This is a genomic window from Psychrobacter sp. CoH-33_TS_01, assembly GCF_058189395.1.
Window position 1 is genome coordinate 83,522 of record NZ_JBVGQI010000006.1, and the last position, 24,921, is coordinate 108,442.

Below are 24,921 nucleotides of genomic sequence, written 5' to 3' on the forward strand. Positions count from 1 at the left end.
GCTCCTAAAACTGAGTGCCGCAAACAATAATATAACTATGGCAGCTGCGGGAACAATACCGTGGTCTGACAGACGACAACTTTAGGATGATTCTATGATCTCTTTGCCTAGCAATTTTGTGACCATTGAGTGGTTGATACCTTTATTCAATGAGGAGTTATCGCACCTGCAGAGGTCATGGGACAAGCTAGCGCAGGAGACTAGCGCAGACGCTTGGCCAGATTTTGCCGATATGACGGCACGCTATCATGAGCTTAGTGGCGCTTTGCACATGGCAGAGCTGTCCGCATTCCTTCCATTGACCCAAAGTCTAGAGCTATTGTCACAGCAGTTAATCTCTGACCGCGAGATTCGCAAAACTGCTCACAGCTCGGGTGCTTTTGCGAATGCATTGCTGCAAGGTGAGCTCAATCACTATGCGATTACGGGCGATATTCGTCACCAGTTTTTAGTACAGTGTAATCAAAAAGTTGTCCGCTTACTACCAGCCACTATTTCAACTGCCTCAGCGCAGATGGATACCCAAGCTTTCCCTAATATTCTATTTGCTACCCAGTGGCCTATTCCAGAAACTTTATCCAGACCACTAATGGCCGCGCAATACAGTTTACTGCTGAAAGCCTGGCGTCAGTCTGTGCGTCAACTATTGCTGGTGAACAGTAATGAGGCGCAGTATCTAGCTCCCCTGCAAAAAATCACTCATTACTTGTGGCAAGCCAGTAGTTCCCAAGTGCTGCAAGCCATCTGGTATCTCAGTAAAATATGGTTAGATAACTTGGGAGATAACGAGCACCCAACCCCTAGCCAATATGCAGGGCTATTAGCGCAACTCGACCAAGTATTGCAAGTGCTCAGTCAATTGAGTACCGAGGTAGATAGCGCACTTATTGATAGTCAAATGCTCAATGAAGTCTTGCAAGGCTTAACTATTGAAGGGGTAGTGGCGCAAGTCTGTATTCATTTAAGCGCGTTAACTCACAATAATTCAGCAGCCAAAGTGGTTCTGTCTGCCATCAACACAGATACGGAAAGCGCGCAGAGATTCTTGCCTCGTACCCTGTCCAAGCTAGAAGCGGCAGTCTTTGAGCCACAGCAGCCATTGGCAATCGTTCCTACTTTGTCAGATATTAGACGACTACTGCATCAACGCGGTTGGTCGCTATATGAGCGCGATATTGATCACATCATTACTGATATTAAGCGTTTGCCACATGCAGCGGATGGTTCGGGCCAGTTGCAACAGCAGATTGAACAGCAACTGCAGGCCTTCACCACCACGATATTAAATGCTCATGAGACTATTGTTAATAAGATTGGTCAAACCCATACCTTTGCGCCAAGTTTAGAGGCGGCGGGGTCAGATTCTGCCCACGCGCCTTATCACTCTCAACCTGATACTGTGCGTCAACTTAGAATTGCGGTTGAAGGCATCAAGTCAGATTTTAATAGCTATTTACAGCAGGGCCAACCAGCTTGCTTACCTAGCGCAGATAAATTTGCGGCCATTCAACAAGATTTTATCGATATTCAATTGCACGAAGTGGCTGAGGTCAGTGCGCAGATAGCCAAATTATTTTCACAACTAAAAGCAGCTGAATTAACTAAGTTACATTGGCCTTTAGTGAATGCCATTGCTGAAAGCTTAGCTTCTTTAGAGCTGTTCTTAGACTATCTGGCGCAACAAGTCTTTGATCAAAATCTGCTGGGGCAACTACAAGCTCATATTGAAGTGGCCAATGGCTTATTGAATGAGATTATTGCTGACCCTGATGCGTCCGATATTGCTACGGCCGCATTATTCTCTAGTGAGCTCGCGGCAGCTGACAATGTCACTCGTTACGATGATAGCGGTGAAATAGTCGCAGTAAATAGTGAGCAACAAGCTAGCTCTATAGAAATCGTTCCGGCAGCCCAGGCTACAGTTAGTCTGGTTGAGGGCAATTTAGCTGAGGAAGCCACTACCGAAGTAGTAAGTGCAGAGGCCTTAGACACAAGCGCTCCAAGCGTTTCTGAGGACAGTGAGGCATTAATAGCAGCACGAGCGACGTTAAAAGACGATAACTTTGACATGGATGAAGAAATCCGTGAAATCTTCGTCGAAGAGGCCGAAGAGGTATTAGAGCAGCTCGATCAGTATTTGCCGCAATGGGCGGACGCGCCGCAAGACTTTACCCCTCTAGCTGAGATACGCCGTGGTTTCCATACCTTGAAAGGCTCTGGTCGTATGGTCGGCGCTTTCAATGCAGGCGAGATGGCTTGGGCGGTCGAAGATATGCTTAACCGTGTGTTGGATAAGACCGTACCGGTAACCGATGAGTTAATAAGCTTTATCCGAGATACCAAAGATTTAATTCCTACCTTAGTCGATGACTTTGCCAATTTGCGCAAGCCTAGTATCGATCCTGCTATTACCGTATTGAAGGCGAAAAATATCTTGGCAGGTCAGCCCATTAATCAAGGTTTGGTGGGAGAGGGTCAGCCAGAGGTAAAGATGTTGAGCTCTACAGAAGCTAATAATGACAGCGCTTCAAGTTTAGAGCATTCCGTGACGACTGCTGCAGACTTAACGGTGACTGACATGCTTGAAGATAGCGGGGATAGTCATGTTATCGATAGTAACCCTTCGCTAGCATTAGAGCAGCTGACTGACATTAATACTGATACTGAGATTAATACTGATGCTGACATTGCTAATAATATAGCGACAGACCCTATGTTGGCCGAGTTTCCCGAAGTATTGGCGCCTTTTATGTCCTTAGCTTTACCTAAAGATACCAAAGATACTGACCCTGATATCAAAGAGATATTCATCGAAGAAGCGGATGAGGTCTTAGCGACTATCATGCCTAAATTCGCTCAGTATCAAACGGAGTTAGCGCACGCCGACAATAGCGGTAAAAATAATGGCAAACTGTCTGCAGAAGCGGAAGAGGCGTTATTAGAAGTGCGGCGTGGTTTCCATACTTTAAAAGGCTCAGGACGTATGGTAGGCGCCAATCACTCGGCAGAGCTGGCTTGGGCGGTAGAAGATATGCTCAACCGAATTCTGGAGCATACCTTAGCTCCAACTGCGGATATGCTAGCCCTAGTGGCAGACGTCATCAGTGCTTATCCTGCCTTCTTATCCATCTACGAAGCAGGCACCAATGATTATCCTGAAGAAGTGGCTTTGTGGGCAGCCTGTGCCAATGCTTATAGTAAAGGGTTGGGCAAACAGTTCAGTTATGCGGTAGCCAAAAAGCAGAACGTTGCCACCACTGAGCAAGTAGATAATCAGGATGCAGACCCTGAAATAGACTCTAAAATAGACGCGCTGCAGGCTGACTCGTTGGCAGTGTTTACCCGTATTAATGAGCAATTGGTGGCCGCACCCGTGGTTCTGCAACCAAAAAATGAAGAAGAAAAGGCCTTCTTTGAAGTCTTTATGGAAGAAGCGCAAGAGCGGTTAGAGACCATTAGAAACTTTGTAAAGACCCACCACTCTGCGTCTGAAGTTATGGTAGATGACGAGATTGTACGCGCATTCCATACTTTAAAAGGCGCTTCTGGTACGCAGTCTCTCACTACTATTAGTAAGATTAGTAGTGCGATAGAGCATAGCTTAGAGCAGTTGCAGCAGCATGATGCGGCGATGAGACCACAGCATCTGCAAGCTCTCGAGCAGGCTGTTGAATTAATAGAAAGCCGTTTAGCGACTTATCAAAGTAACCACTTGCAAGGGATAGCTGACCGAACGCAAGATGACACCGAGCAAGACCCCTTAGAGGCTCAGGTCAATTCGACAGATTTACAGTCGATTCAAGATATTTTGGGCGAGTCAGACTCTCAGTCTGGTGCAGACGAGATTTCAGTAGCCCAGCTGATTCAAGATGATATCGATGACTTGCTAGATGCCGAGTGGGAGTTAGAGTCACATTTGTCTGAGCAAAACGTCTCTCATATTAGTGCGTATGCGCTAACTATGACGGAGCAAATCAATAGACTATTGGCCTCGACCATTAGTTTGAGCAAATTCCAAAAGCTTCTGACAGCGCTATTGGCAGTATATGAGCGGCTAACAACCGACCCAGAATTAGCATGGCAGGATGAAATGGTTAATGGCTTATTGGCCGGTCATGGCGAGCTTACGGGCTTGTTTGATGCGCTAGCAGGCAGTATCTCCTTAAAGTTAAATGAGACCGTAGTTGATGAGTTAATTCATATCGCTCAGCTGTCTGCCAGCCCCAGCTTAAGTCAGCAAACAGTGGCTTCAGAAACTGCTTTAGCAGAGATAAAGAGCCAGCGCATTGAAGATGAGATGATAGCGAATTTAAGCGCTAAATCACAAACTATGGAAGTGAGCGAATTAGAGCTTGAGCCCATCAACACGGATGCTGAGCTCCTAGAGATTTTCTTAGAAGAAGCTCAAGAGCTAGATGCCGATATCAATAATATTTTCACCACATGGGTAGAGGCTCCTAATAACATGGAGGCCTTAAAAGCCTTGCAGCGCCATTTGCATACCATCAAAGGTGGTGCGCGTATGGCAGGGATTAAGAGTCTCGGCGATTTGACCCATGAAGCTGAAACGGTCTATGAGTACTTTGTTGGCGGTAAGCTAACCCCCTCGCAAGGTTGGGTCAATGTGATGCAAGGTATCCAAGATACCATGTCAGCGCAGATTGATTACTTAGTACAGCATCAACAATCTTTTTATGCCACAGATTTAGTGGAAGCTTTACAGAGCTTTATCAGCATGGGTACGCTGCCAGAAGACGCTAAAGTTAGCTTACCAGTATTTAGAACGGTAGCAGCCGAAGCGACCGCTAGCGAAGTAGAGTTAGTGACTGGCCTAGATGAGCATAGTGAAGATGAGTCAACCAGTGACCAACCTGAGCATAATTATTTAGAGATGGTCACCCAATCTTGGCCAGAGGAGCAGCCTGACCCTGATATTTTGGCTGTTTTCTTAGCAGAAGCGCGTGAGCTAGACAGTAGTATCCGTGAGCATATGCAGTCTTTCATCAGCAATACTAGTGACGTGGTAGCATTGCAAAGCTTACAAGGTAACTTACATAGGCTCAAAGGGGGCGCTCGTATGGTGTCTGCTAACGGCATGGCCGATCTAGCGCACCAGATGGAAGCCGTGTTTGAAGCGCTTGCCAGTCGCCGCCGTCCTGCGACCAAGCTGGTCATACAATTGCTGATTGACTGTCAAGACTGGCTCACAGACGCTATCTTTGTTATCTCGCACCATATCAACCCGCCGGCCCCTGCAAAAATGACGGCGGCGTTAGAAAGCTTTAATGAAAACCCAGATAGTCTGCAAGAAGTCGTGCCGGCGTCATTGCAATCACAAATGGCCGCTATTGCTGAGCATGAGGCGATGCTAAAAGCGGCCTCTAAGCAACGCGACATCAGTAAAATGCCGCTGATGACAGGTGGCTTTGAGCAAGGTCAAACGGCGTCAGACAATACCAATGAGATGATTCGTATCCCGTCAGGCCTGATCGAGCGCATGATTAACTTATCGGGTGAGTCAGCGATTAACCGCGCCCGTATCGATATGGGCATGAGCAGCCTGACCAATAGTATTGAAGAAATGGGCATTACGGTTCAGCGTTTGTCCGATCAGTTACGGCGTATGGATATCGAGCTTGAAGTACAGATTCTGTCGCAAATTGATGAAGAAGAGATTTTAGATAACGCTGACTTTGACCCGCTAGAGATGGATCAATATTCAGCCCTAAATCAGTTGTCTAAATCACTATCAGAGTCGGCTTCGGATTTGGTCGATATTAAGACGACTTTACTAGAGAAGACGCGCGATAGTGAAGCCTTGCTACTGCAGCTATCCCGTACTCAGGCTGAGCTACAGAACGGCTTGATGGACTCGCGCATGGTACCGTTTTCACGGCTGTTACCGCGTCTGCAACGTATTTTGCGTCAGACGGCAAGCGAGCTGAATAAAGTCGTTGAGCTTGACGTTATTAATGCCGATGATGAAATCGATAGAACCATTTTGGATCGTATTACCTCACCGCTTGAGCATATGCTTAGAAATGCTGTTGACCATGGCGTAGAGATGCCCGATCAGCGGGTAGCAGCAGGCAAACCACGCGCAGGTCAAATTAAGCTAGAGGTGATGCGTGAGGGCAGTGAAATCGTTATCCACTTAACGGATGATGGTAACGGGATTGATATCGAAGCTGTGCGCAAAAAGGCTATCGATCAAGGGTTAATTGACGCCGATAATACTAGTCTGACGGACAGAGAGGTGATGCAATACATCTTTAATGCCGGATTAACGACCACCAAAAAAGTGACCCAAATTTCGGGTCGTGGTGTCGGCATGGATGTGGTACGCAGTGAGATTCGTCAATTAGGTGGTGTCGTCGCCGTTGATTCAGTAGAGGGTGGTGGCTCACGCTTTACCATGCGTGTGCCATTGACCGTGGCGGTCTCTGACGCCCTAGTAGTGCGCGCAGCAGATCGTTACTATGCTATTCCGCTGGTGCAGATTGAGCGTGTTGTGCGGGTTAGTCCTGAAGAGTTACATGCTTATTATCAGTCTGAAGACAGCACGTTAATGATTGAAAATAAAGACTATCGAGTCCGTTATCTCAACGAAATATTATCTGGGCATACCTTTAATGAAATGCTGATGACGAGCAACAGCAGTCTGCCGGTTATCATTATTAAGAGTCAGACAGGCCAGTCTATTGCTATGCAAGTGGATGAAATTGCGGGCTCTAGAATCGAGGTAGTGGTGAAGCCACTGGGCCGACAAATGGCGCAATTACCCGGTATCTCAGCTGCGACTATTATGGGTGACGGCTCAGTGATGCTCATTTTAGATATGGTAGCCCTTATGCGCACGGCGCAAGCTAAGCCGCAAGTGTTGCAGCAGCCAGTAGTCGATAGCGAGATACAAGCGGTAGCCGTTGATACGCAAACTACGGTCCTAGTAGTCGATGACTCAGTGACGGTTCGTAAGGTCACCTCGCGTTTCTTAGAGCGTCAAGGTATGCGGGCAGTCGTCGCTAAAGACGGTATCGATGCTCTTGAAATACTACAGGATCTCACCCCTGATATTATTCTATTGGATATTGAAATGCCCCGTATGGATGGCTTTGAAGTGGCGACCCAAGTACGCCATCAACGCCGCCTAAAAGACATTCCAATTATCATGATTACCTCACGTACGGGAGAAAAGCATCGTGAGCGTGCTATGGAAATTGGGGTCAATGACTATATGGGCAAACCTTTCCAAGAAGACGAGTTGCTAGACCGTATCGACGAATTGCTAGGAGAGCGTGACTTAGCAGCGAATGGTTCAAGCAGTCTAAAGCAAGGCTCAGCAGCTACGCAAACAGGTGGTCATCATGACGGCTAAGCCTACGCGGCGGTTGGATGAGATCAGGGTCATTGTCGTCTCCGAAACTCAGCATCAGCGCATTGCCTTTAGTGATACGGTACGCAGCTGTGGCTTGACCTTAGTAGATTGTATTACCTGCGAGCAGGTGACCCAAAAGTATGCCCAGTCTGACGTGGATATTTGGCTGATTGACAGCAGTTATGATTATAAGATGATCGCTGCTATTGAAGCTTCAAAGCCAGATACAGTCCTAGTGGGCTTTGATACCGCCCCCTTTTTAAATGAGTCGCAACGTTATGCAAAGTGGCAACGCCGGCTAAAACGTAAGCTGGCAAATATGCTAGATATGCCAGAAATCATCGGCAGCAAACGCTTTGAAGTCAGTAATCGCTCTTGGCAATTTGTGGTGCTTTTAGGTGCCTCTATGGGAGGACCTAGTGCCATTAAGAGTTTCTTAGATCATCTGTCTACTGAGCTGCCCATTTGTATTTTATTGGCACATCATTTTAACGATAAGATGATTCATACGTTACCGCGTATCCTAAACCGTCACAATGAGTGGCGCTGCCAAGTCATTACGACCACGCAGATGTTACAGCCCGGGCAATGCTTGATTGCGCCGGTCGATAAAAAGATAGTCTGTGACTCAAATGGCCGCGTCATCCTAGCTGAACAAGGTTGGGAAGGGGAGTATAAACCCGCTATTGGTACGTTATTGAAAAATACTAGTGACGTGTTTGGCGCGGATCTTATCAGTATCATCTTCTCTGGTATGGGGGTAGATGGCTCGCAGCATCTTGAGCAGATTCAAGAAAATAACAGTCAGCTGTGGGCGCAAGACCCTGCTGATAGTGCTTGTGCCAGTCAGCCTAAAGCCATCATTGATTCAGGCTACTGTCAATTCGTTGGTACCCCTGCGCAGTTGGCACAACACCTTACGGATTATGTCACCGAGCATAGGCATAGTGAATAGCTAGGAGCTAATAAGCGTATTATGAAAAAAATTCTAAAACATCGTTTTGAGGCCGTCAGTTTATTAACGGCTGAAAATGGCTTAATGAGTGTGACCATTATCCCAGCAGTCGGACAGCCAGATTGGGTTATTCCTAGTAATTTGATCCTAGATATTGTTGAATTTAATGAATATATTTGGACGTATTCATGGCAACAGCAACAGGTCTCTATTTTCCATCTCCTGCCTCGTGAGGTGGCGCCAACCTCTATCGTGATACTCGAAGGCAATACGGATGTGCATAGATTCGGTTTGCAGTTTAAGGGTTCTTTACAAAATAAACAGGTGCGTATTAGTGATGTAAAAGACGTGCCCTTACCAGAACAGTATCTTCCAGACAGCTATAAAGATAGCCCTGAAGACGCAGTTACAGACTCAATTTTGAGCTTTGATGCGCCTGTGAAAGTCGACTCTTACAGCAGCTTTGATGAAAAGTTTAATGAATCGGCCATCTTATCTTACTTATTTGAGTGCGTAGAGATAGACGGCAAGATTTATATGATCCCAGACTTGGATAAAATTGCGCATCATTTGGTCGATTTAGACAGCTAATAAGGGTTAAGGTGACTGGCCTATTGAGGGAGAGTAAAAACTTGCTTTAGACGGTCACAATTCTGTCTACTTTTGGCACAGTATAGACATAATTACTGCGTATTATAGTAAGTCTATAATAGGGGCTGCATAAGGCCCTGTAAAAATTATAATAATGTACATAAACTGATTGGCCGCATCACCGTGTTGGCCAATTTTATTGTCTAAATTTATAACTTATGATGAATTACTCGCTATTTTTCTGAGCAAACGCTATACCAAATATCCGTATGCAAACCCAACATTTTTTATAGGTGAGTTCCGCGATGTCTATTTCTCCCTCTTCTTCACACAATAATATGGCTAAGTGGGCGTTATCCAGCCGTATTTTTCATTGGACCAGCGCAGTGCTATTGCTAGTCACATGGGCCATGATTCTTTTACATGGCAATAGTGAGGGCAATCAGTTCATTAACCTGCATAAAGCTTTTGGGGTGAGTCTACTACTCTGGACGATAGCGCGCTTGATTAACCGTTTCATCTCTAAGACCCCGCCTGCTGTGCCTATGCCTAAACTCCAAGCGCTAGTGGGTCATCTAACGCATTTCATTTTATACGGTTTATTGCTGGCCATGCCGATCGCCGGGCTATTAATGTCGCTATATGGGGGCCGAGCTGTCAGCATGTTTGGGCTATTTGAGATTCCCGTATTTGTCACCCCCGACCGCAGCTTAGCTCGCGTATTCAATAATATTCATGTTGATATTATCTGGCCCATGATTATTATCTTTACGCTCATGCATATTGTTGCTGCGTTATACCATCAATTTATCAAAAAAGATGGCTTAATCTCACGCATGAAATAGTCAGTTTTTAGCCTGTTTAGCAGGGTACGTCAAAATCCCTAGCTCACAAAAAAGCCCCAAGCTAATAAGCTTAGGGCTTTTTTTAGGCACCGCCATTATATAAGACACTATAGACAGCTGAGGGCTGGGGCAGTGTTATTCAGGCCGCACTGCTTTAAGGGCGACGGTCTGGCAAGCTAATGTTCATCTCAAGCACGTCTAAAGTGTCTTCGTGGCGATGATGGATATTCACATCGTCAATCTGCACGCCATTAACGTATTTATTCACCACTTCTAAAATTTCACGTTTCATTTTTTCGATACGATCACTGGTTAGGCGGCTGTTAAGACGATTTTCACTGGCAACGATGACTTTCAAACGCTCGGTTGCGGTATTGGCACTGCCCGGGGTACGGTCGTCTGTGCCAAAGAGATTACTCCAAAATCCTTTTTTCTTACTCATGATTATCCTCCAAACCAGCGTTGCAAGAAGCTCTTTTTCTTCACATTAATATGGCGAAGCTCACGATCTTCACCTAAGAATCGTGCCACGATATCATCGTAACACTGCCCAGCTACCGAATCGGTATAGTAAATCACAGGCTCACCATGGTTAGAGGCTTCTAGCACAGTATGGCTCTCTGGCACGACCCCTAGTAAGGGTACTTTCAAAATATCGTTAGAGATGGTATCAATATCCATCATTTCATTCGCAGCAGCCCGTTCAGCGTTATAACGGCTAATCACCAAATGCTCACGCACGCTGCCTGCGTTGTCTTCTACTTTTTTCGTGCGACTCTGCAAAATACCAATAATACGGTCCGAGTCACGGACAGAAGAGATTTCTGGGTTGGTCACGATGATAGCTTCATCGGCATGGTACATAGCCAATTGTGCACCGCGCTCGATACCGGCAGGGGAATCACAGATAATGTAGTCAAACTGTTTAGACAGTTCAGCCATCACATCAGCGACCCCTTCGTCGGTCAAGGCATCTTTATCGCGGGTTTGACTGGCAGGTAGAATAAAGAGATTCTCTAAACGCTTATCTTTAACCAGCGCTTGCGATAATCTGGCATTGCCACTAATGACATCGACAAAATCGTAAACGATACGATTTTCGCAGCCCATAATCAAATCTAGGTTACGTAAGCCTACATCGAAATCGATGACCACGGTCTTGTAACCGCGTAAAGCTAAACCTGCTGCAAAAGAAGCACTGGTGGTAGTTTTACCCACACCACCCTTACCGGAAGTGATGACGACGATCTTTGCCACAATGGCACACTCCTATACCTATAATATATAAATAGTATATAAACCAAATCCAGCAATGTACTGGATTCATAACTCAAAATTAGTTACTAGCAATCAAGTGGATTAATACTGATAAAGTAAGACGGCTGCTCATGAATACTACTCGACATGCATACTACTAGAGCGAGTCTCATAAAATGCTATGTTATACGCTTTTTAGCAAATTCACAGCCTAACATAAAGAGATTACGCCAGTTGCATAAAAAAGTCACCATTCATTAATATTAACGCAAACTTTGGGCAGGAGATTCAGCTGCTATAGCGGCATCAATTACCGTTTTACAGCAGCGCTAAAACCTCCTATTTATCCTTAGCATAATAACTTGAGCATCTTTGATCAATAAAACATAACTGCTCAACCAAACATAGCTGCTCGACAAAACATAACTAAAAACAAGGTATCATCGTAGGGTAGCATAGCGCCAGATGTTTTTATAGGGCTGCCGTTTATTTGAGCATAGATTAAGTATTATTCATCACAGTAAAGACTAAGCCTTCGCCTTCTTGATAGCGCACTTGCACAGGCTGATCAATCATCTCTTCAGGGATATTGTCGCGTAGACAGTAAGTGCCGGCCACCGAGACTAAAGACGGATTAAAGGACTGGCAGAAGATACGCGCATCTTTATCACCTGTAGCACCCGCGACCAAACGGCCATTAGCGCGGCCATAAATATGCAGGCTATTGTCCGTAATAGCTTCGGCGCCATTATTGACACTGTTGGTCATAATTAGGTCGCCACCCACATGGTTGATACTTTGCCCAGAGCGCAGCATTTGATCATAAATCATACTAGAGATATGGTCGCCATGGCTGCTTTGCTGCCCTATCATATTGTCTGAGTTCAGTTTATTGGCTACGCTAGCTTGTGCAGGAGCGACGCTTTGACTGTCACTGTCTGCCGTAGAGGCCAATACCGTTTCGGTAGCATGGACCGTTTGGGTAGGAGCCGGTTGCTTGGTTTTGATGCGCTCAATACGCTTGCCATCGCCTGGAAAGATAGCCAGCTTGCGGGCTTTGGCCTGTTCGTCCAGCACCCCAGTAACCACGCCGATAGGCTGTAGGCCCCATGACCACAGTAAATCTACCAGAGCGTCTAAGTCTTGCTCGACCTCGCTATTAATTACCATAGGGATTTGACTGGTTTTGTTGCTAAGTAAGGCTTCGAGCTTTGCCTCAATGACCGCGAGGTCAGCAGTCTGCAATTTTATCTGAGTAAAATTCAGCATCTTGCCGTAGAAAATGACACTGTGCTCAGGGGATTGGGCCGCTTGGTCAGTATCTAAATTAGACATTATCTAAATCCTTAAAACGTATCAAAAGTATAGTAAATTTATAGGGAAGGGGGTCGCTTAAATGGCACAGCCAACAGAGTATTAATTATTACGGCTGTAAGGTTATGGCATCTTCAGATATTGAGAGTGCTTCCACTGCTGCACTTTCACTTGCGCCTCTAAACCATCGAGGGTGTCTTCGATCAGCGACTTTACCACCAATTCTAAAGCTGGGTTACTCATATCCAAAGTCACAATACCATGCACGACTTCTTGCAATACCTTATCCAAGGATTGCGGTTCAAGCAAGCGTTTATTCAGCGACAATACCACATTTTCACCGACGTGCTGACCAATCTGTAGCAGCTGCCCTGAGATCAGCGTGCCTGCAATGGGAATTAGCTTCAGATAGCGGCTAATTTCGGGGGTATTCGCTAAACCTTCCTGTACTGCCGCGCCCACCTCTGTGGCCAAAAATTGCGAGACAGCAGGTGGGGTAGCGCTGCCGGGCTTGGCTGTGATATGCGGCTCAATGACCTGTTTTAATAAGGCGACTAGGGCGGCTTCAACCTCGACTTGATTGCGTTGAATGGTCTTGGCTATCAGGGCTCTTGAGGCCTCAGTATCCTGAAACTGATGGCGGATGTTACTCAGCCCCGTCAGGATAACCCGGTCGGACAGCTCCTCTAAAACCACCTCAAAATAGAATTTACCGGTAGCCAACCAAGAGGCCGGCAGCACTTGATAGCCTAGCTGATAGAGACGGTGACCAATAATGACAGCTCGCAGTAAACGCAGCGCACGCAATTGCGGTAAACAGCCCAGCACCTCGTACCAATGCGCAAACGGAAAGAAAAACCAACGATAATAGCGTTTGTTTTTAATAGCGAGCGCCCAACGTACTAGCAGCTCAAACACTAGGAATACTGTAAAGATACCCCCTGCGCCGCGCAGTGGCTCGTGAATATGCTCACGATAATACATTAACCAACCCACTATTGTCATAGCGCTAGTATTGGCCTCGAAACTCAACCTAGCAATCAGCTGTGAGAAGGTGGCACTCATAAAAATATTATCGAGGGCAATCAGGCTCAGGTCGATGATAATAATCACGACCATAGCGATATCGTAAACGAGCTTAGGCTTACTGGGTTTGGTAGGCTTATCACCAATAGGCTTAGGGTCAGCAGGCTTAGGGTCAGACGAGTCGGAGGGCGGCACAGCGGCCACCTCAGTAACAGACATATAGAGGCGCTCAATAGGAGTGGCTAAGGGAAATTAGGGTAGGGAAGTTACGGCATTGATTCAGTAGGTATAGTGAATTGACTCACAAAAAAAATCAAGGGATTGCGTAGTTTGATTGCTCAACGAGGGGCTAATGCTTTCGGCGTATTTAACCCGTGACTCGCCGTATGCTAGTTTTAACTAGGGTTGACTATAGCTGCCTTTTAAAGGTTAAAAGCTAAAAAGCAGCATCCCCCTATTTAAGAAAATACTTATTAAGAGGACACTGCATTTACTATTTATTAATCATTAGCTAAATATTACTAACTACCAGTGCGTATTAAAAGCCGCTTAGCGGAGCATCGGTCTAGTAGCGATTAATCTGATTTTGGCGTATCAAACTCTGCCAACATAGTGTCGATGAGAGCATCTTTTTGTGCCCAAACATCATCCAACCAAGTAAACATTTCGGCCTTAACCTCAGCGTCTTTCTCATAATTACCCGCCACAATAGCGTCAAATAATGGCTTAGGCATATCGATATGGCGCACGTCTACACCAAGACGGGTAATATCGCCTTTCCAAAGATCAGCATAGTTAGGCTTGCCGTCTGGATAGACGATAGTCATGTCTAAAATACCATCAATTTGGCTGCCTAATGCCCCAATGGCTAAGGATAAACCGCCGGCTTTAGGTTTTAGCAAATGCTTATAAGGAGAGTCTTGTTTGGCCTTCTTTTCCGGGGTGAAGCGTGTGCCTTCTAAGTAGTTCAGCAGCGTAAAAGGCTTGTCTCTTAATAATTCACAAGCGCGCTTGGCCTCTATAATATCTTGGTCTTTAAGCTCAGGATTTTTTGCGATGGCTTCTTTAGAATGACGACGCATCATCGGGAAATCTAAGAAATAAAAGGCTTGGCCGACGATAGGGATATAAATCAGCTCAAATTTCGTAAAAAAGCGTGTTAATGGCAAACGGTCTTCGCTGATATATTGCACGATGCTGGTATCCACCCAAGATTGGTGGTTTGAAATTAGGAGATACTGGCCATCAGGGCGCACATCAGCAGGCAAGTTAATACGCCAGTCTTTTTTGGGCAATAGGTGATTAATGACCGCATTGTTACTGCGAATCCAGTGGTCGGCAATGCGAATCACCGTGTCATCAGCGATTTTGGCACCCGTTAATATTTTTGTAGCGCCCATTAACCAAAGTGGGATACCGCCACCAAAACTGTTGGCTAAAATGACCCCAGTGGCAGCGCTGAATGAAACGGCTTTACCAAGCTTCGGTTTTTTATTATGAAGACGTTGAATTAAAGAAGCGGCACGCATAATTATCCTTGCAAATTAATGACATTTTCTAAGCCAGTTTATAAGACGCGGGCTAGCACACTAAAAGGGCATGCAAAATAAACGTAGCATAATAGCTAGCGATAATAGTGGCTGATATTTATTATTAAACGGCTTGCTGAAAATCAGCTAATGCTCTGATATTAAATGAATATTTAGTTCAATGCACCCAATAGCTAACTATTAAAAGCGGTTATTAAAAACAGGTATTAACAACGCTCAGTCAATCGGGCGATTAAAGTAGGAATAGAGCTGTAATAATTTATTATATCAGTGCACGCCTGTTGTACCAGTGCTTAGTATGAACGCCATAGGTCTACACTTGTGAGCGTATTTATCGGAGTACACAGCTTGGCAAAATAAGCTTATTTATATATCAGAGCTAAAGAGACTAAGCGCACTACTTATACAGAGATGTGACAAAATATTACACACAGTTAGATTACACTTGGGATAATAAGAAACGATAAAGACGACTTATTTATCTTAAAAAAACAACACTTAAAAGCTGATTTTGCCTAGACTGAGACTTTATGTTAGCAGTTATAGTGGTGAGCGGCTTGTCACAAAATATGAGGAATATATTATGCGTAACCAACTTATGATCGCTGCTGTGGCTTCTAGCATGATGCTAGCCGGTTGTGCTACTGACCCAATGACCGGTCAAACACAAATCAATAAAGGCGCTCTTGGTGCTCTAGCTGGTGGTTTAGGCGGTGCAGCTATTTCTAAAGCAACGGGCGGTGATAAAACTGGCCGTGATGCTGCCATTGGTGCTGCTGTTGGTGGTGGTATTGGTCTGTATATGCAGAACCAAGCCAATAAGCTTAAGCAACAAATGCAAGGTACTGGCGTTTCTGTACAACAGAACCCAAATGGTAACATCGACCTAGTTATGCCAGGCAGTATCACTTTCTCTTTTGATGATGCTACGCTAAACAACTCTTTCAAACCAACTTTAGACAAATTGGCTTCTACGCTAGTTGAGTACAACCAAAACACTATCACTATCGCGGGTCATACCGATAGTAAAGGTGATGCAGGTTACAACATGAACCTATCTCAGCAACGTGCAAACGCAGTAGCCAGCTACTTAAGCCAACGTGGCGTTTCTTATAACCGTATCCAAGTTATCCCATACGGTGAGTCACGTCCAGTAGCTACTAACAACACAGAAGCGGGTCGTCAGCAAAACCGTCGTGTTGAGCTAACGCTTAATGCTCCACAAAGCGTTAACTAGAATCAACTAACTTGGTAGAGAACTTCTTTATTTATTTGAGAGAATCTCTATTTGGTAGCCTGCTCAAAAAAAAATGTGAGCTGTTTTTGAGTAAGTTAGAAAAAGCCAGCCTTAGGGTTGGCTTTTTTTTGAGCAAAATTTAATTTGATAATCATTCTCAATAACATTATAATTACCGTTATTCATGAATTTTACTTGAATTAGTTGTTACTTTATTGATTAAAATTATTAACTTACTCTTTATTCGTCTTTAAGGATTTGCATGCAAAATCATTCGTCTACGACCACTAGTATGACCAATCGACCCTCTAAAGCGTTGCCGATGGCAGTAGCCCTCGCTCTCGCAGGACTGTTAAGCATCACGGGCTGTACGAAAAAGGCGGATGAAGAGGCAGTAACAGCAGACAATGCGCAAGCCGTAGAGACAACCGACAGTCAAGCGGTCACCGCCTCAGCTAGCGATGCGCATATCGACCGTCTCGCGGTCAGCTATGCCAATATGGCACAAGCGGCCTATGAAGATTCCTTAGCCGAAGCCAAAAAATTACAAGCGGCTATCGATACTTTTGTAGCAACGCCAACTGAAGAAAACTTAGCAGCAGCAAAAGCGGCCTATAAAGCAGCGCGTCAGCCTTACTCACAAACTGAAGTTTTCCGTTTTGATGAAGGCTTTGTCACTGCAGATGATAAACGTAAAATTGGCAGCATCGATGGTTGGGAAGGGCAATTGAATGCTTGGCCATTGGATGAAGCGTTAATCGATTACGTAAGCGACAGCTACGAAGGCGAATATAACGCTAAAGACAACATCATTAATAGCGATAGTATTAAAGTCGGCAGTGTGAGCCAAGATACTAAGCAAATCACGCCTGAGCTATTGGCTGAGATGAATGAGATTGGCGGTAGTGAAGCCAACGTAACGACTGGCTACCATGCCATTGAGTTTCTATTATGGGGTCAAGACCTGAATGGTACAGGGCCTGGTGCTGGCGAGCGTCCGGTCAGTGATTATCTGACTGAAGAGGGTAAATGCACCAGCGGTGATACGGTCAATGAAGGCGTGACGATTTGTGAGCGTCGTGGCACCTATCTAAAAGCCGCTGCTACCTTATTGGTGAATGATTTAACCGATATGGTCGCTGAATGGCAGCCTGATAGTACCAATACCTTGCGCAGTGATTTTATGACCCGCAAAAACAGTAATGCTTTGCGCCAAATCATGTACCAAATGGGCAGCTTATCTTTAGGTGAGTTGGCCTCTGAGCGCATGCAGGTAGCCTTTGTCACGGGCTCTACCGAAGATGAGCACGAGTGCTTTAGTGATTTGACCCATCTAAGCTATGCCAACAATGCTCGTGGTATCGACAATGTCTTTAATGGCAGCTACAAAACGGTAGCGGGGGAGTCTATTGGCGGCTACGGCATCAAACAGTACTTGATGGACAGTGGTCATAAAGCTGAAGCGGATAAACTAGCCGCTGACTTTAATAAAGTGGCTGATAGCTTCAACACTATCGTGAGTAAAGGCGAAAAAGATGGTATTAGAGTGGATCAAATGATTGCTACCGTCGGTCAAGCCAGTAAGCATGGTATCTCTGCTGAAGAGCAAACGCAGCGCCGTAGTTGGATGGAAGCGGCTATCAATGACTTGAAACAAGTAACTGTAGGCATTGAAAATGCGGCTAAAGCCGTTGGTATTGATAATTTAGATGCGGATGCAGGGTCAATGTTTTAGGCGGTTATAAGCAGTTTTAAGGGTTTTTAACCAAGATTGCGTTAACAGCGACTCTTAATAGTCATTAGCGGCTTTATCCCCACACTGTCAGAGCATTCTGGCGGTGTGTTTGCGTTTTTATCGTCTCACAGGTTTTCACCGTTTCCCAGTTTTAACCTATTATAGGTTTTCACTATTATCTAAGTTTAGCAATCGGTTTTTTAAAAGTGCGATTTAGATAAAAGCAGGGTCACAAAAAGTGCTGTTTAGGTAAAGGGTGATTCAGGTAAAATAACGCTAGTGATTAGCGCCTTTATTATGGTGATAGTTAGACATAGCGATAGGAAGTGAAGGGTCAGGGACGAATTAAGGTGAGTTGGGCCATAGGCCAAGCTGCATGAGAGCAAGTTATGTCTTATCAGTAGTACCCTAAAGGAACTAGAATTAAATGGTTATAACGTCTCGTGATAAAGTAAAAGCAGCTACACCTTTGCGCCTTAGTGGGACTTTGCTGAGCGGTATGTTGTGCAGCTTGTTAAGCTTAACAGCCTGTTCGCCGGCTAATACTGACCAAGATAAAACCGCAGACTCTGAGTTAAATGCTCGCGAACAAACCCTTGAGCAATTGGCTGGAGTGCCTTATAAGACGCTGCTCACCTTTGATCCGCAAGAGGTCAAACAGGGCGGCGACACCGGCATTACTATCACCACCAGTGAGAGCTACTCCAAACCTTCCTCAAATATTCCTGCCTCGCGTAAAGGCGACTTCTTCATTGGCAATGCTTTTTTTCGGCAACCTTGGGTGGTCGCGCCCGCCAGTACAGACAGCCGTGATGGGCTAGGGCCATTATTTAATGTGGCCGCTTGTCAGTCTTGCCATATCAAAGATGGTCGTGGCCATGCGCCCATGAGCGCTGATGACGATGCTGATAGTTTGCTGATTCGTTTGGCCATGCCCGCGACCACGCCTGAGCAGCAACAGCAGCTGCAAAATTCTTTAGTCGAAAAAATCCCCCATGCGGTCTATGGTGGCCAGCTGCAAGACCGCGGTATTCAGGGCGTCGCGGCAGAAGCCCGCGTCCAAGTAAAATGGACTCCTGTACCGGTAAAATTTGCCGATGGTCACGTTGAGACTTTACGTCGGCCTACTTATACCTTGAGCAATCCCGGTTATGGCGAGTTTGACCCTGAGCTAATGGTCTCGCCAAGGATAGCGCTGCCGATGATTGGTCTGGGGTTATTAGAGCAAATCCCGGATGCTGATATTCAACGTCAGGCGGATGCGAAAGATAAAGATGGCAATGGGGTTACCGGTAAATACAACTGGGTGCTCGACCCACAGACGGGTAAGACGGCGCTAGGTCGCTTTGGTTGGAAGGCTGGACAGACACGCTTATTAACGCAAAACCAGAGTGCCTTTAACGAAGATATGGGGCTGACCTCGAGAATTCGCCCGATAGAATCCTGCACGAAAAATCAGCCCGATTGTTTAAACGCGCCTACGGGTGCCGATGAGCAAGGCGATGGCGGTCCTCCAGTTGAGGTCAGCAATGATGTGGCTAAGTTTGTAGAGTTCTATACGCGCAACTTGGCGGTACCGCACCGCCGTAATGCTGATGATCCAGTGGTATTGGCCGGTAAAAAACAGTTTTACGATATGGGCTGTGTGCAATGCCATACCCCGCGCTATAAACTGCCGACCACCGATGATGACCGCTTAGAGCAACACGGGCAAATTATCTACCCTTATACCGATATGCTCTTGCATGATATGGGCGACGATTTAGCAGATCGGACTATCGCTGGTAAGCTGCCGCCCAAGAGTGCGCAAGTTGAGTTTTTGGCCAATTCTTTTGAGTGGCGTACCCCAGCGTTATGGGGTATCGGCTTGGCGCAAACGGTTGATGCCCAAGCGACTTTCTTACACGATGGCCGCGCTCGCACTCCGATGGAAGCGGTGCTGTGGCATGGCGGCGAGGCTGAGCAACAAAAACAGCAAGTTCTCAAGCTTGACAAAAAAGGTCGAGAAGCGCTCAATGCTTTTCTACTGTCTTTATAACGATTTACTATACTATTCATTAGGCTGTCGCTCAGCTCTCGATTATAGGGCTGGCGCAGCGATAATGGGTGCAATACACCGTAAGACTCCGATAACGAGACCTTTATGAAAAAACATCACGCCATTGCTATGGCCATCTCTGCGCTGAGTGCTGGTCTATTAATCAGCTGCGCCAAACCTAATGATGACGCTGTGTCTACTGATACAGCTGCCAGCGAAAGTGAAGTCAGTAATGAGTCGGCAGCACAACAGACGCCGGCCACCGATACAGCAAGTACTAGCAAAATTACCCCGGTAACGATTTCAGCAGACACGCAAAAGGCCTACCTGACGCACGTGGCTGATGACATTGTGGTCCCCGCTTATAGCGATGCCGCTGCACAGAGCCAAGCGCTACACGATTTAGCTATTAAGCATTGTGCGAGTGGTAGTGTGCAAGGTGCACCGCTAACCGAGCTGCGCGAGCAGTGGCTCAAATTAGCACAAGCTTGGGCCGGTGCTGAGATGATTAATTTTGGTCCAGCGACCCAAAGCATGAGCAACCTTTATATCAACTACTATCCTGATGAGCGTGGCCTAGTGCATAGCGGAGTCGCTGATCTAATCGCTGCCAATCCGAATCTCACCCCTACACAACTGGCGCAAGAGAGTGCTATCGTGCAAGGGGTGCCAGGCTTGGAAGAAGCGCTCTATGCCAATGACCGTTTAGAGGCTGCGCAGTGTGCTTACGTCATTAGTGCCAGTGAAGCTTTGACCACTCGTCTTAAAGATATTGAAGCGACTTGGCAAAAAGATTCTGTGAGTCTTTTGGCTATCGACCAAACGGCCAGCTCAGACCAAGGCCTCAACCAGTGGGTCAACTCCTTGTTATCGCTGATTGAAACTATGAAATCGAGCGCTATCGAGCAGCCATTAGGCTTAAACGGTAAGAGTAAAGGTCATGTGCCCGCTATGACGGCAGGGCAGAGCCGCGCTATTATTAACGCCAAGCTCGCTACCCTAAACCAAGCCTTTACTGATCCGGTATTAACCGCCATTTTAAGCCGCGATAACACTGATTCTGCAGTCGGCGATAAGCTATCGACCGCGCTAGCCGATACAAGCACGCTATTGGCACAAATGCCAGAAGACATCAGCCAAGCGGATAAAGCGACGCAACAGAAGCTTTATGACCACTTGACGACGGTGACGCAAATTATCAAACGCGAACTGATTCCTACCTTAGGTATCCGCGTCGGCTTTAATAGCACCGATGGCGATTAAGCCATGACTAGCCCAGTGCAACAAACGGTAAAAACGCTCGCTTGGTCGACTTTAGGGACCGCCGCGATTATAGCCGTACACCATCGCTACCGCAGCCAGTCTATTGAGACTGCGCGGTTAGCTGACTATCCCGCAGGCGTAAAAAGTGAGTTGTTAAAGCTAGCGCGGGCAGGTCAAATCGGGGCGAAAGCCTTTATTAACGCCTATCAAGACAGCGAATTTGCCTTAGAAACGGCATCCGCAACTCCTAGCGAGTCTCATTATTTAGCGACTAGCCATCAGTCAGATACAGCTGTTGATACGGTGCAATGGGTCAGTGGGGTAGCGGCTTTAGTCGAAGGCGGTTATGGGGTCGTTGGAGTAGATAGCGAGCGCCAGATTGTTTGGCAAACGCCCATGTCTGAGCGGGTCCACGATATCGTGGTACAACCTGCTACAGATGGCATCATTACTAAAACAGGCGCTACAACATACACTAGAACAGATGCTACGACTGCTACTAAAATACGCGAAGTGGTGGTCATGGGTCGCCGCCCAAGCGAGCACTTTTGGGTGTTGGATACTACGAACGGTGAGCTGCGTCATACTATAAAGGCACAAAGCGACCGTCATTTTTATGGCCATGCTTGCTTTAGTCTCGATGGGGATTATCTCTATGTCACCGAAAATGACACGGTCAGCCTAGCCGGTAAAATTGGTGTGTATGACGCGAGGCAAGGCTACCAAAAGGTCAAGGAATTTGACTCGCATGGTATCGGCCCCCATGAGCTGGTTATGCATCCGGATGGAGAGACTTTAATCATTGCCAATGGTGGTATCAAGACTGAAAAGGCCTCTCGCGATGAGCTAAATCTCGACAGTATGCGTCCGTCTTTGGCTTACCTTAATCGGCATGATGGCATGCTATTAGAACAGATCGTTCCTCAGCACCCGCAGATGAGTGTGCGCCATTTAGATATTCACCGCGATGGTACGGTCATGATTGGTATTCAGTTCCAAGGCCCCAAGCATATTAACGTGCCGCTAGTATTAACCCATCAACGCGGGGATACAGACTTTACCCCATTGCAAATGCCCCAAAATCAGTGGCAGTGTTTCCATCAATATATCGCCAGTGTGGCGATGGACGACGAGCACAATCTTTTGTGTGTGACCACGCCTATTGGTGGCTGTGCTGCGGTTTATGACCTAACCACGCGCCAGCTTATCGATGTGGTCACTTTGCCCGATTGTGCCGGCGCGTCAGTCATTAAAACTGCGGTGGCTCAGCCTAAACAGGCAGGTTTTATTGTCAGTGATGGTCAAGGCAGTATCACAGCATTAACGCTAAGTCGAATGACAGCTGCCTCACAAAAAATAAGTGAGCAAACTTTGGATTTTACTACTGATAATAGCTGGCAAGTGATCGTTACAGCGGTCTATCACAAGATGTCATTTGACAATCACCTGCAGGCGTTATAAAACTGCAGTATCTCTTTGTCTTGAGCCACTGTTTTGTCATCCTCTCCTATTTCCGAACATACCTTACCTCAATCTCCAACACTGCCCGCCGCTTATCGAGACCTGCAACAGGTCTTGCTAGCCGCGGGTATTCAACTGCAGCTGCAACGTAAACGCGTCAAAAATATTAATTTTCGTCTAAAGCCGCAGCTATTAGTAGTGTCTGCGCCTGCGCGATTAAGCCATGAGCGCATTGCTCAGTCTATTGAGCAGCGCTTAGAGTGGATATTGACGCAGCACCCTAAAATTATAGCGGCGCAGCAAGCCCGCGAGCAAGTCCAACAGGGTGGCGAGGCACGCCAAGCACTAAGACTGTGGGGCGTGGCACAAGAGGGCGTTATGAGTGAGCTACAGCGGTTAGCTTGGTATCGGCAAGAGTTAGCGGCAGTGATGCCTACCTTGTTTGCCAAATGGCAACCTATCGTAGGCAAGGCCGCCCATGAGCAGCGCATCAAAAAGATGACCACGCGTTGGGGCAGTTGTAATGTGCGAGCGCGGCGGGTCTGGTTATCGGTTTATCTCCCAGCTTATCCTATCGAATGCACAGAATACGTCATCGTCCACGAGCTCTGTCATTTACATCATGCCAATCACAGCCAGGCTTTTTGGCAAGAAGTCGCTAAGGCGATGCCAGCGTATCAGCAGTGGCATGATATGTTGGCCGGGAAGGGCGATGGCTCTCTAGACAATCGCGAGATAGATTAGCTAAAATTGGTTAAATATAAGATACTTATACTAGGTGATGACCATAAGGTAATCAAAGCTAACAAGGAAATGAGTCATGGATGAAGGCAGTGCAGTAGATATCTCTGGTTTACAACCCGGACAACGGGTGAAGGTAGATGCAGACTTTTGGCAAGAGCGTTATGAGGCGGGACAGTTAGGTTGGGATATGGGGCAAGTGTCACCACCAATTCAAGCTTATATCGACCAATTACCCGCAGCAGATAAAACCAAAGCCATTATGGTCGCTGGCGCAGGCAACGCCTATGAGGTCGGCTATTTGCACGAGCAGGGCTTTACCCAAGTGACTGTCTTTGACATCGTTACGCCGCCATTAGAGGGCTTTGCGCGCCGCTATCCTGACTTTCCCAAAGACCACTTGGTCTGTGCTGACTTTTTTGCGCTAGCGCCTGAGCAGTATCAGTTTGACTTGGCTATCGAGCAGACTTTCTTTTGCGCTATTGATCCCAATATGCGTCCCGACTATGTCAAGCAAATGCATACTTTACTCAAGCCGGGCGGCAAATTGGTGGGACTGTTATTTGATAAAGACTTTGGTAGGCCTACGCCGCCATTTGGTGGCACAGAAGCGGAATATCGCGAATTGTTTGCCCCTTATTTCGATATCGAAGTGATGGAGCAGTGCCATAATTCGCATCCAGCACGCCAAGGTAGCGAGCTGTTTATTATTCTTAAAGCTAAGCCTTAAACAGCTAAGTTTTTAACGGCTAAGCTTTTAACGACTAAGCTTTAAATGGCTAACTGCCTAGCCCAGCTAAGCGTTAAACCGCTGTTAGAGTCTTTATAGCATCTGCAGTTCTCGCGCTATATTGGCTCTAGCAGACTCCTCACATTGCGTGTAAAACTGCTCTGTCATATATAATCTAGCATGGCCTAACAACTGCTTTAAAACCTTGGTACGTCCTAGTCGATAGGTCTCTAGTGGCACGTGTTGGTATTCAAAACGCACGGCCTCCGCATAGTTCTGATAGGTCAGCCAAGCGGCCCCTAACACACTTAAGTCTAAATCTAATAGGTAAGCGGCATCGCTATCTGCAGCATCGCTCAGCTGATGCGTTTCCGTAAGTAAAATTAACTCATAGATGCGCTGAATCTGTACAGGATTGAGCCAGTCCCTAAGTTGGGTTGTAGCATGGTCGGCACTTAACGCCTCATTGCTCTTGGTAACGGTAGGCGCGGCTGTCTTATCCCCTACATGATAAATAATATCGTGATAAAACAGCGCCATTGCTACTAGATGCGGTTGACGCAAGAGCTCGCTAATACCAGTAAACTGCGCGAAGATAAACTCAAGATGGGCGAGTGTATGATAGGCCCGCTGCGGCTCTGCATAGCGCTGCTCGATATCTTGCCAAAGCGGCTCTATAGTTGCCGCTGCTAGGTCTGGCGACAAGGCCTGTAAATGCTGAATAAAACGGTTTTTAAGCGTTGCAGTCATCTCTTTCGCCCTCTCTCTTGCCGCTGCAGCCGTGCCTTACCTATGCGCCATAA

The 24,921-nt window shown here is 46.5% G+C and carries 17 protein-coding genes; 11 read left to right on the top strand and 6 right to left on the bottom strand.

Translation table 11 applies throughout. The features are described 5' to 3' along the window. Positions 1–94 precede the first annotated feature (94 nt). From ACZ2XM_RS10625 to ACZ2XM_RS10640, 4 genes are all read left to right on the top strand, one after another. Positions 95–7,375 carry an Hpt domain-containing protein gene (locus ACZ2XM_RS10625; RefSeq protein ID WP_490588895.1) on the top strand — a complete coding sequence of 2,427 codons (7,281 nt, stop codon included), beginning with the start codon at positions 95–97 and terminating at the stop codon, positions 7,373–7,375. After that, the gene (locus ACZ2XM_RS10630) at positions 7,365–8,330 is read left to right on the top strand and encodes a chemotaxis protein CheB (protein ID WP_490588894.1); all 966 of its coding nucleotides are present in this window, start codon (positions 7,365–7,367) and stop codon (positions 8,328–8,330) included. The genes ACZ2XM_RS10625 and ACZ2XM_RS10630 overlap by 11 nt, the downstream gene beginning before the upstream one ends. Before the next feature lie 21 nt (positions 8,331–8,351). After that, positions 8,352–8,921, top strand: a complete 570-nt coding sequence (locus ACZ2XM_RS10635; RefSeq protein ID WP_490588893.1) for a hypothetical protein — start codon at positions 8,352–8,354, stop codon at positions 8,919–8,921. 305 nt (positions 8,922–9,226) lie between these two features. After that, a complete protein-coding gene (locus ACZ2XM_RS10640; protein WP_490588892.1) occupies positions 9,227–9,766 on the top strand; it encodes a cytochrome b in 540 nt (179 codons plus the stop codon). A gap of 154 nt (positions 9,767–9,920) precedes the next feature. Here the strand turns inward: ACZ2XM_RS10640 and minE are convergent, their stop codons facing one another. The 5 genes from minE to yihG form a co-directional block, all read right to left on the bottom strand. Then, complete coding sequence (minE, locus tag ACZ2XM_RS10645) at positions 9,921–10,208, bottom strand: cell division topological specificity factor MinE (protein ID WP_490588891.1); 288 nt, start codon at positions 10,206–10,208, stop codon at positions 9,921–9,923. A gap of 2 nt (positions 10,209–10,210) precedes the next feature. Beyond that, the gene (gene minD, locus ACZ2XM_RS10650) at positions 10,211–11,023 is read right to left on the bottom strand and encodes a septum site-determining protein MinD (protein ID WP_490588890.1); all 813 of its coding nucleotides are present in this window, start codon (positions 11,021–11,023) and stop codon (positions 10,211–10,213) included. 501 nt (positions 11,024–11,524) lie between these two features. Further along, entirely contained in the window at positions 11,525–12,358 is an 834-nt protein-coding gene (minC, locus tag ACZ2XM_RS10655; protein WP_490588889.1) for a septum site-determining protein MinC, read from the bottom strand. A gap of 102 nt (positions 12,359–12,460) precedes the next feature. Next, complete coding sequence (locus ACZ2XM_RS10660; protein WP_490588888.1) at positions 12,461–13,582, bottom strand: hypothetical protein; 1,122 nt, start codon at positions 13,580–13,582, stop codon at positions 12,461–12,463. A 356-nt stretch (positions 13,583–13,938) separates the two neighbouring features. After that, positions 13,939–14,892 carry a 1-acylglycerol-3-phosphate O-acyltransferase, YihG family gene (yihG, locus tag ACZ2XM_RS10665; RefSeq protein WP_490588887.1) on the bottom strand — a complete coding sequence of 318 codons (954 nt, stop codon included), beginning with the start codon at positions 14,890–14,892 and terminating at the stop codon, positions 13,939–13,941. Between the two features lie 604 nt (positions 14,893–15,496). Here yihG and ACZ2XM_RS10670 point away from each other — a divergent pair. The 7 genes from ACZ2XM_RS10670 to ACZ2XM_RS10700 all read left to right on the top strand — a co-directional run bounded on the left by ACZ2XM_RS10670 (position 15,497) and on the right by ACZ2XM_RS10700 (position 24,118). Then, positions 15,497–16,150, top strand: a complete 654-nt coding sequence (locus ACZ2XM_RS10670; RefSeq protein ID WP_490588886.1) for a YiaD family glycine zipper/OmpA-like lipoprotein — start codon at positions 15,497–15,499, stop codon at positions 16,148–16,150. Between the two features lie 262 nt (positions 16,151–16,412). After that, entirely contained in the window at positions 16,413–17,885 is a 1,473-nt protein-coding gene (locus ACZ2XM_RS10675) for an imelysin family protein (RefSeq protein WP_490588885.1), read from the top strand. Positions 17,886–18,312: 427 nt separating this feature from the next. Continuing rightward, positions 18,313–19,923 (top strand): di-heme oxidoreductase family protein, encoded by a 1,611-nt coding sequence (locus ACZ2XM_RS10680; RefSeq protein ID WP_490588884.1) that lies wholly within the window; start codon positions 18,313–18,315, stop codon positions 19,921–19,923. 105 nt (positions 19,924–20,028) lie between these two features. Continuing rightward, positions 20,029–21,186, top strand: a complete 1,158-nt coding sequence (locus ACZ2XM_RS10685; protein ID WP_490588883.1) for an imelysin family protein — start codon at positions 20,029–20,031, stop codon at positions 21,184–21,186. A gap of 3 nt (positions 21,187–21,189) precedes the next feature. Then, positions 21,190–22,647: a DUF1513 domain-containing protein gene (locus ACZ2XM_RS10690; protein ID WP_490588882.1), complete on the top strand. Its 1,458-nt coding sequence runs from the start codon at positions 21,190–21,192 to the stop codon at positions 22,645–22,647. Positions 22,648–22,728: 81 nt separating this feature from the next. Next, positions 22,729–23,391 (top strand): M48 family metallopeptidase, encoded by a 663-nt coding sequence (locus tag ACZ2XM_RS10695; RefSeq protein ID WP_490588966.1) that lies wholly within the window; start codon positions 22,729–22,731, stop codon positions 23,389–23,391. 76 nt (positions 23,392–23,467) lie between these two features. Beyond that, positions 23,468–24,118 (top strand): methyltransferase domain-containing protein, encoded by a 651-nt coding sequence (locus ACZ2XM_RS10700; protein WP_490588881.1) that lies wholly within the window; start codon positions 23,468–23,470, stop codon positions 24,116–24,118. Between the two features lie 93 nt (positions 24,119–24,211). Here ACZ2XM_RS10700 and ACZ2XM_RS10705 read toward each other — a convergent pair whose 3' ends face one another. Beyond that, entirely contained in the window at positions 24,212–24,868 is a 657-nt protein-coding gene (locus ACZ2XM_RS10705) for an HD domain-containing protein (protein ID WP_490588880.1), read from the bottom strand. Between the last annotated feature and the right edge of the window lie 53 nt (positions 24,869–24,921).

Excerpts from the sequence above, each read along its gene's own strand:
- minC (WP_490588889.1), bottom strand. The coding sequence starts at position 12,358 with ATGTCTAATTTAGATACTGACCAAGCGGCCCAATCCCCTGAGCACAGT.
- yihG (WP_490588887.1), bottom strand. The coding sequence starts at position 14,892 with ATGCGTGCCGCTTCTTTAATTCAACGTCTTCATAATAAAAAACCGAAG.
- ACZ2XM_RS10685 (WP_490588883.1), top strand. The coding sequence starts at position 20,029 with ATGAAAAAACATCACGCCATTGCTATGGCCATCTCTGCGCTGAGTGCT.
- ACZ2XM_RS10670 (WP_490588886.1), top strand. The coding sequence starts at position 15,497 with ATGCGTAACCAACTTATGATCGCTGCTGTGGCTTCTAGCATGATGCTA.
- ACZ2XM_RS10690 (WP_490588882.1), top strand. The coding sequence starts at position 21,190 with ATGACTAGCCCAGTGCAACAAACGGTAAAAACGCTCGCTTGGTCGACT.
- ACZ2XM_RS10680 (WP_490588884.1), top strand. The coding sequence starts at position 18,313 with ATGGTTATAACGTCTCGTGATAAAGTAAAAGCAGCTACACCTTTGCGC.
- minE (WP_490588891.1), bottom strand. The coding sequence starts at position 10,208 with ATGAGTAAGAAAAAAGGATTTTGGAGTAATCTCTTTGGCACAGACGAC.
- ACZ2XM_RS10700 (WP_490588881.1), top strand. The coding sequence starts at position 23,468 with ATGGATGAAGGCAGTGCAGTAGATATCTCTGGTTTACAACCCGGACAA.
- ACZ2XM_RS10705 (WP_490588880.1), bottom strand. The coding sequence starts at position 24,868 with ATGACTGCAACGCTTAAAAACCGTTTTATTCAGCATTTACAGGCCTTG.
- ACZ2XM_RS10675 (WP_490588885.1), top strand. The coding sequence starts at position 16,413 with ATGCAAAATCATTCGTCTACGACCACTAGTATGACCAATCGACCCTCT.
- ACZ2XM_RS10635 (WP_490588893.1), top strand. The coding sequence starts at position 8,352 with ATGAAAAAAATTCTAAAACATCGTTTTGAGGCCGTCAGTTTATTAACG.
- ACZ2XM_RS10625 (WP_490588895.1), top strand. The coding sequence starts at position 95 with ATGATCTCTTTGCCTAGCAATTTTGTGACCATTGAGTGGTTGATACCT.
- ACZ2XM_RS10660 (WP_490588888.1), bottom strand. The coding sequence starts at position 13,582 with ATGTCTGTTACTGAGGTGGCCGCTGTGCCGCCCTCCGACTCGTCTGAC.
- ACZ2XM_RS10640 (WP_490588892.1), top strand. The coding sequence starts at position 9,227 with ATGTCTATTTCTCCCTCTTCTTCACACAATAATATGGCTAAGTGGGCG.
- ACZ2XM_RS10630 (WP_490588894.1), top strand. The coding sequence starts at position 7,365 with ATGACGGCTAAGCCTACGCGGCGGTTGGATGAGATCAGGGTCATTGTC.